Annotated in this window: 5 protein-coding genes; 1 reads left to right on the forward strand and 4 read right to left on the reverse strand. The window is 39.9% G+C overall.

Annotated elements, in window-relative coordinates:
• Positions 1–15 precede the first annotated feature (15 nt).
• The 3 genes from AB3H93_RS04485 to nifJ all read right to left on the reverse strand — a co-directional run bounded on the left by AB3H93_RS04485 (position 16) and on the right by nifJ (position 5,913).
• Entirely contained in the window at positions 16–1,173 is a 1,158-nt protein-coding gene (locus tag AB3H93_RS04485) for a YbbR-like domain-containing protein (RefSeq protein ID WP_010718959.1), read from the reverse strand.
• On the reverse strand, positions 1,170–2,057 hold the full coding sequence (gene cdaA / locus AB3H93_RS04490) for a diadenylate cyclase CdaA (protein ID WP_010737735.1): 888 nt from the start codon (positions 2,055–2,057) through the stop codon (positions 1,170–1,172). The genes AB3H93_RS04485 and cdaA overlap by 4 nt, the downstream gene beginning before the upstream one ends.
• A gap of 187 nt (positions 2,058–2,244) precedes the next feature.
• Positions 2,245–5,913: a pyruvate:ferredoxin (flavodoxin) oxidoreductase gene (gene nifJ / locus AB3H93_RS04495; RefSeq protein WP_368020211.1), complete on the reverse strand. Its 3,669-nt coding sequence runs from the start codon at positions 5,911–5,913 to the stop codon at positions 2,245–2,247.
• A 175-nt stretch (positions 5,914–6,088) separates the two neighbouring features.
• Between nifJ and AB3H93_RS04500 the strand changes: the two genes are divergently transcribed.
• Positions 6,089–6,607 (forward strand): thioredoxin domain-containing protein, encoded by a 519-nt coding sequence (locus AB3H93_RS04500; RefSeq protein ID WP_034698266.1) that lies wholly within the window; start codon positions 6,089–6,091, stop codon positions 6,605–6,607.
• Positions 6,608–6,804: 197 nt separating this feature from the next.
• On the opposite strand, the gene AB3H93_RS04505 is transcribed toward AB3H93_RS04500, so the two are convergent.
• On the reverse strand, positions 6,805–7,168 hold a 364-nt coding region (locus AB3H93_RS04505; RefSeq protein ID WP_368020212.1), incomplete at its 5' end, for a hypothetical protein.

A 7,168-nucleotide genomic window follows, 5' to 3' on the forward strand; every position in this document is an offset into this window, starting at 1 on the left:
ATTTGCTCCTTTAACTTAATTTTCCGAAGAATACGTTTGACTCTCTTGTGTACTTTGCATAGTGGATTCACTCGAATCTGTACTTTCAGAAGTTTGCTTGCTTTCTGTCTGGACACTAGAAAGTGACGTGCTCGATGTAGTCGACTTTGTCGTTGACGTTGTTGAGTCATTCCTTTTAGTCGAACTTTGATTTTTATCGACTGAAGAATCACTAGTTGTCGATTCCAGCACTGGTGTTATCTCAACTTTAACCGATTTAGGCGAGACGCTCATTCCTTGTTCAACAGGAATCTGAATCGTCCTAGTCGTTCGATGAGTAATTCCTGATATGTCGATAGGCACAGCGATACTATCCCCTATTTGAGCAAGTTGTTCCGTCGTCCCTGTGACTTCAGCCTCTAATTCGGAAAACTTGAAATTATAGTTCTTAATTCCTTCGCCTTTTGTCCCTTGTTGAATACCATATAGGCTAACCGTTTTTTTCGGTTTGATTGCATCTGACGTGACGTTGACTTGCACTGGATCAGAAACAATACTCAACGGCTCACCAGCTGAATTTAACGCTTGTACAGATACATTGCTATTCACACCATCGTCCGTTATCATTGACGGGTTGACTTTTGCAACCACTTGATGAATTTCCGCTAAAGTCTTATCTCCAGTGGTGATCGTGACCTTCGTTGGATCGACAGTTGTTTCAGTTAAATTATAACCAGAAGGCGTCGTCTCTGTTGGCAGAATAGCTTTAACTTCAAAGTCTTTGGTCACTTTCTTTTCAATTGTAACCGTGATCGTTTCCGGTTGCAACTTAGCGGTGACAGCGCTGCTTAGATTTTTGATTTTCAATGGCACTTCGTGGGTTCCTTCACCTAGATGTGCTAAGTCTGCGGTGACCCTAAAGGTACGGGTGTCTTCATTTGCCTCAGCCATCAACTGGATACGATTCGCACTAGCCAATTTGACAGTAGTAGTGTTTTCGTAACCATGGATATAATACTTATCGGTATCATATAAAAGTTGGATCGAAACATCAGAAGCTGTCTGCGAATAGGACTCGTTTCCAGATAATGTGTTTTGCATCGTTTGACCATTCGCATTGAAATAAAGAATGATACTAAACAATAACGCAACAAACCCATACAGAATACTCGTACGCTTTTCTTTTGAGATCATTTCCGATCCCCTCCCTTAGTCATTGCGTCCAAGAAAGATTGAAGCCCATTCTTTTTGTTTTTATTTTTTTCTTCTACAATTAGTTGTTTTCGTAAGATCGATAAATACTCTTCTTGCGATAACCCTGGTATCAATTGATTGTCTAAAGTGATACTTACATCTCCTGTTTCTTCCGAGACCACGATAGTTATTGCATCGCTGACCTCACTAATACCGACAGCAGCTCGGTGACGTGTTCCAAATTCTTTTGGAATCAACATACTTTCTGATAAAGGTAAATAGGCACTAGCAACTGCAATTTTTCCATTTTTGACAATAACTGCCCCGTCATGCAGCGGCGTATTGGGAATAAAGATATTAATGAGTAACTCACCAGTAATATCTGCATCCAATGCGATGCCTGTCTCAATATACTCATCCAAACCAGTATGACGCTCGATCGTAATCAGAGCACCAATCTTACGTTTCGACATATATTGAATAGCTTTATCAAAGGATAGGATCATCTTCTCGTCTTCTTGTTGCTCGCTTTTCGTTTGTTTGAATAACGAACTTCTTCCCAGATGTTCTAACCCACGACGAATCTCTGGTTGGAAGATGACGATTGCTGCAATCACACCATAAGTTATGACTTGGTTCATCAGCCATGACAGCGTGTGTAGCCCAATCAACTCAGCCGCAATTCGAATCACGATAAAGATGGCAACGCCTTTGAGCAATTGGATCGCTTTCGTCCCTCTTAGTAGCTGGATCAGTTTGTAAACCAAATACCATACGACTAAAATATCCAGTATGTTTACCAAAAAATTCAGAGAAAATAAGTCACCGGAAAACATTTGTTGCCAATACTCTAAATTAAAAAGTTCCCCGATTTGAAATGACATAAAAAGCCTCTCTTCTCTTTTGAGATTTCCCTTTAAGTATATCATATGTTTGGAAATATGAGACGATTCTGGCTACTTTTTTCAAGAAAATTACATAAATTATTCGGTCGATTTTTCCGCCCTTTAAATTGTTTGCTTATCATTTACCGAATGAGATAGTTGGATCACTGAACGAAACATCAAAACATCATTTTCGACGTGCTGCGCGTTCTGCTCTTTTAGCAGCTCTTCTGGCTGCTGCTTCATCATCGATCTTACGTTCTTTTTTTCTCTTTTTCGTTTCGACTTCCTCTTCTTTTACAATTGGATCAGACGGTTCTAGTTTTTCTTTAATTTTATCAAGCTGTCCAGTGAGTGAAGCATAATTGTAAAAACGAGTTTTTGCATCTAGAACCGTTTTTTCAAACAATTTTTCAGCTAATTGAGGGTTGGCACTTTCTAGTGAAGAAAACCGAACTTGCTTACGCATAAAATCGCCCATTGTTGAAAAGTCTGGTTTTTTGTAATCCAAAATCATCGGAACCTTCCCTTTTTCAATTAAACTTGGATTATAACGATAGAGGGACCAATAGCCTGATGAAACAGCTTCTTTGGCTTCTTTAATCGATTCTTTCATGCCCCCCAACAGACCATGGGTGATACAAGGCGTATACGCAATGATTAGTGATGGCCCTGGGTATTTCTCTGCTTCTTCAAACGCCTTGATTGTTTGCATTTGATTGGCACCAGAAGCAATTTGAGCGACATAGACGTTCCCATAAGTCATTGCCATCATTCCTAAATCTTTCTTCGACGCATATTTCCCACTTGCGGAGAATTTTGCAATAGCTGACGTTGGCGTTGCTTTAGAGGTTTGCCCCCCAGTATTAGAATAAACTTCATTATCCAATACTAGGATATTCACATCTGCCCCACTAGCCAATACATGATCGATACCACCAAAGCCAATATCATAAGCCCAACCATCTCCGCCAATAATCCATTGACTGTTTTTGACAAAAATATCTTTGTGCTCAAGAATGGATTCCAATTCTGGGACTTGCTGTACTTCCGCTACCATCGCAGCCTGAAGTTTAGCTGCTCGTTGTTGTGTTCCTTCGCTATCGAATAAATGGTTGAGCCAATCCTCCATCAACAGTCGAAGCGCACTCGATACTTTTGGCATGATTTCACGAACAGATTGCGCTAAAGCTTCACGACGGGTTTGAGCAGCTAGTAACATACCATAGCCAAATTCAGCATTATCTTCTAATAAGGAATTAGACCAAGCTGGACCTTGCCCACAAGCATTCGTTGTGAACGGTGATGCTGGCGAAGCTCCTCCCCATATTGAAGAACAGCCGGTTGCATTAGCGATCATCATTCGGTCTCCGAACATTTGGGTCAAAAGTTTCACATATGGCGTTTCACCGCAACCAGAGCAGGCACCTGAAAATTCAAGCAACGGTTGGTTAAATTGGGTAGCCATTACCGTATTTTTTCCTTTCATAGGGTTTTCTTTCTGTCTCAATGTCATTGCAAACGCCCAATTGACCGCTTGTTCTTTTTGTTCCTCGTAAGGTTTCATCACTAACGCTTTTCCTTTGGCTGGACAAGCCTCCACACATAATCCACATCCTGTACAGTCCTCCACGGAAACTTGGATACGATATTTTAACCCGTCAGGTCCTCTCATATCACGAACGATAAATCCTTCAGGCGCTTCAGTCAGCTCTTCTTCATCAGCTAAGAATGGGCGGATGGCTGCGTGCGGACATACAAATGCGCACTCATTGCACATCGTACAACGGTCACTGATCCATTCAGGGACTTCTAGGGCTACACCTCGTTTTTCCAGCGCTGCTGTTCCTAATGGCATCTCGCCAGTTGTCATCTGGTTGGCTACTAAAGTACCTACTGACAGTTGATTTCCTTCTTGAGCATTGATCGGCGTAAAAATCTCTTTTACGTAACGTGATGTTGTCTCTTCTTTTTTGCTAGGTAGTTCTAATGATTGCCAATGTTTGGGGATTTCAACTCTATGGAGAAGTTCAAGGGTATGATCAATCGCTTGGTTATTTTTTTCTACGATTTTCATTGATTTATGACCATAGCTTTTAAGCACTTCTTCTTTCAAGAGCGGAATCACTTCTTCAATAGGAATAATGTTTGCTAATTTGAAAAAAGCCGTTTGCATGGCAGTGTTAATACGACGACCTAATCCAACTTCTTGAGCAATTTTCATCGCATTGATCGTATAAAATTGAATCTCATTTTCTGCCAAATATTTTTTTAGACGAATAGGCAGATGCGTTTCTAACTGATCATCTGTCCATAAAGTATTCAATAAAAATGTGCCACCTTTTTTCAACCCTTTAACTAAATCATAGCTGTGCAAGTAAGCAGGCGTATGACAAGCGACAAAATCAGCATGTTCAACTAAATAAGTAGAACGAATTGGCGTGTTTCCAAAACGGAGATGGGAAATCGTCAATCCACCTGATTTTTTTGAATCATAGTAAAAATAGCCTTGGGCGTATTTGTCTGTATGATCACCAATGATTTTAATAGCAGATTTATTTGCACCGACTGTCCCGTCAGAACCAAAACCCCAAAACTTAGCTTGATAAGTTTCAGCATCCGTTAAATCCAATGTTGGTCTTGGTGCCAAAGAATGATAGGTAACATCATCCACTATCCCGATTGTAAATCGTTTTTTCATTTGTTCATCTTTTTGCAACTCGTCAAAAACGCTGATGATTTGATCTGGTGTCACATCTTTTGATCCTAATCCATACCGCCCACCAATTATTTTAGGACAGATTGTTGCATCATAAAGTGCACTTTGAACATCTAGCAGTAATGGTTCCCCACCAGCTCCTGGTTCTTTGCTTCGATCTAATACGGCAATTGACTGTGTAGTTTTAGGAAGATTTTGCAACAATGTTTCAATTGGGAATGGGCGATAAAGATGGATATTCAAGAAACCGACTTTCCGGCCATTTTTATTCAAATAATCGACTGTCTGCTCAATCGTTTGCGCTACCGACCCCATCGAAATGATGACTTCTGTCGCATCGGCAGCACCATGATAAGTGACTAAATCATAGGAAGTTCCACGTAATTCATTGATTGCTTGCATGTATTTTTGTACGATGCGAGGTAATTGTTCGTAATACGAATTGATCGTTTCTCTTTGCTGAAAATGAATATCTGGATTTTGATTCGTTCCACTAACAGTTGGGTGGTTAGGGTTCATCGCTCTTTTTCTAAACGCAGTAAGTTTCTCTTGATTGATTAACGATGCTAACTCGTCATATTCTAGTACTTCAATTTTTTGGATTTCATGGCTCGTACGAAAACCATCAAAAAAATTCAAGAATGGCAGCTCTGCTTCAATCGAAGCCAAATGTGCTACGGGTGCTAAGTCCATAACTTCTTGCACACTACTTTCTGCAAGCATCGCAAATCCAGTCGATCGAGCAGCCATGACATCCCCATGATCCCCAAAGATATTTAACGCATTCGTCGTGACTGCACGACTTGCGACATGAAATACGCTTGGTAGTAATTCACCAGCGATTTTATACATATTGGGTATCATCAACAACAATCCTTGAGAAGCTGTATAAGTCGTTGTCAGCGCGCCTGTTTTGAGCGAACCATGCACAACACCAGCCGCTCCTGCTTCAGATTGCATTTCAACCACTTTAACTGGTTGTCCAAAAATATTTTTCTTCCCACTAGCAGACCATTGATCCACTAATTCTGCCATCGTTGAGCTGGGCGTAATGGGATAGATTGCAGCTAATTCTGTAAAAGCGTAAGAAATATAAGCGGCAGCTGTATTTCCGTCCATTGTTTTCATTTTTCGCATTTGTCATCATCCTTGTTCAAATTCTCTCAAATATCCCACCTATTATAACGCAAAAGCTCCTGAAAACCTACCTATTCTGTAAAAGTACTCACATGAGAAGATACATGCTTTATTAAACAAAAAACTAGTCTTTTTCCTGAAAAATGCTTAAAATGAATCTAAGAGGTGATTATACATGGATATATCTATCATTAAAGCAGATAAAACAAATACCGAAACTGGCATTCATTATGGAAACTTAGATGCTCCTAAGAAAATGGCAGAGTTTATCAATCTGGCTTGCCCTTATTGCCGTCAATGGTTCAACGAATCTTATGAATTACTCGAAGAAGCTGTAAGTAAAGGTCGTTTGCAACGGGTGATCAAACTTTTTGATAAAGAAAAAGAAAGTTTGCAACGTGGGAATGTGATGCATCATCATATTGATACGTCAGACGGTCAAGTAGCTTTACGAGAAATCAAAAAAGTATTTGATTCGCAGGATGATTGGAAAAATCTTAGTCTAGCAGAAGTAGCAGATTATGCTCAAAATAAGTTAGGTCTAACTTACCAAGAAGAATCTCCTGCCTCTCAAGCAATTATAGCTGAGGCGAATGCTGCCAATATCCGTTTTGTTCCAACTGTTATTTTGGAAGAGCATATTTTTGATGAATCGATCAAAAAAGAAGAGCTAATTGACTACATTAACGAGTAATAATCCTGACTATCACATGTACTTGTAATCATTATTGATCAGGATTGACACTATCGTTCCGATCCTAACAAGACCCAAAGAACCTCAAAATAGCCTAGCCTATTTTTAAGGTCCTTGGGTCATTTTTGATTGAGCGACTATCCAGATCTTAATTTAGAAAAAGTTAAAAAAACGGATTGATACACCATCTATCTATCCTAAGACCTTTCGTTGACAAAGCTTCGTAAACTAGCTTGGATACGTGGGTTATTTAGATGCTGTTGCCATTTCTGTTCGATGACATTTTGTACTTTTTCAACGGCACGAGTTGTAGTCGATGAAAAACTTTTTGGCTGTGACAATATGGGTGAGTCTACCCGTGCTTTTTTCAGACTTAGGTCCAGGGCGCCAGGATCCGATTCTGAATTTCTTCTCTTCCTCTCTCCTTCTGATTTCATTTCTTGACTCTTTTCATATTTTCCTTTCACTTGGTCTGAGCTATTTGATCTAAGCTCGATTTGATGAAAACGTTTGGTCAATTCATCCATAGATATTGGTTGTAGTGGTTGGTGATTCGTGCTG

The sequence above is a fragment of the Enterococcus sp. C74 genome (genome assembly GCF_040887125.1).
In the GTDB taxonomy this organism is placed as follows: Bacteria; Bacillota; Bacilli; order Lactobacillales; family Enterococcaceae; genus Enterococcus_B; species Enterococcus_B hirae.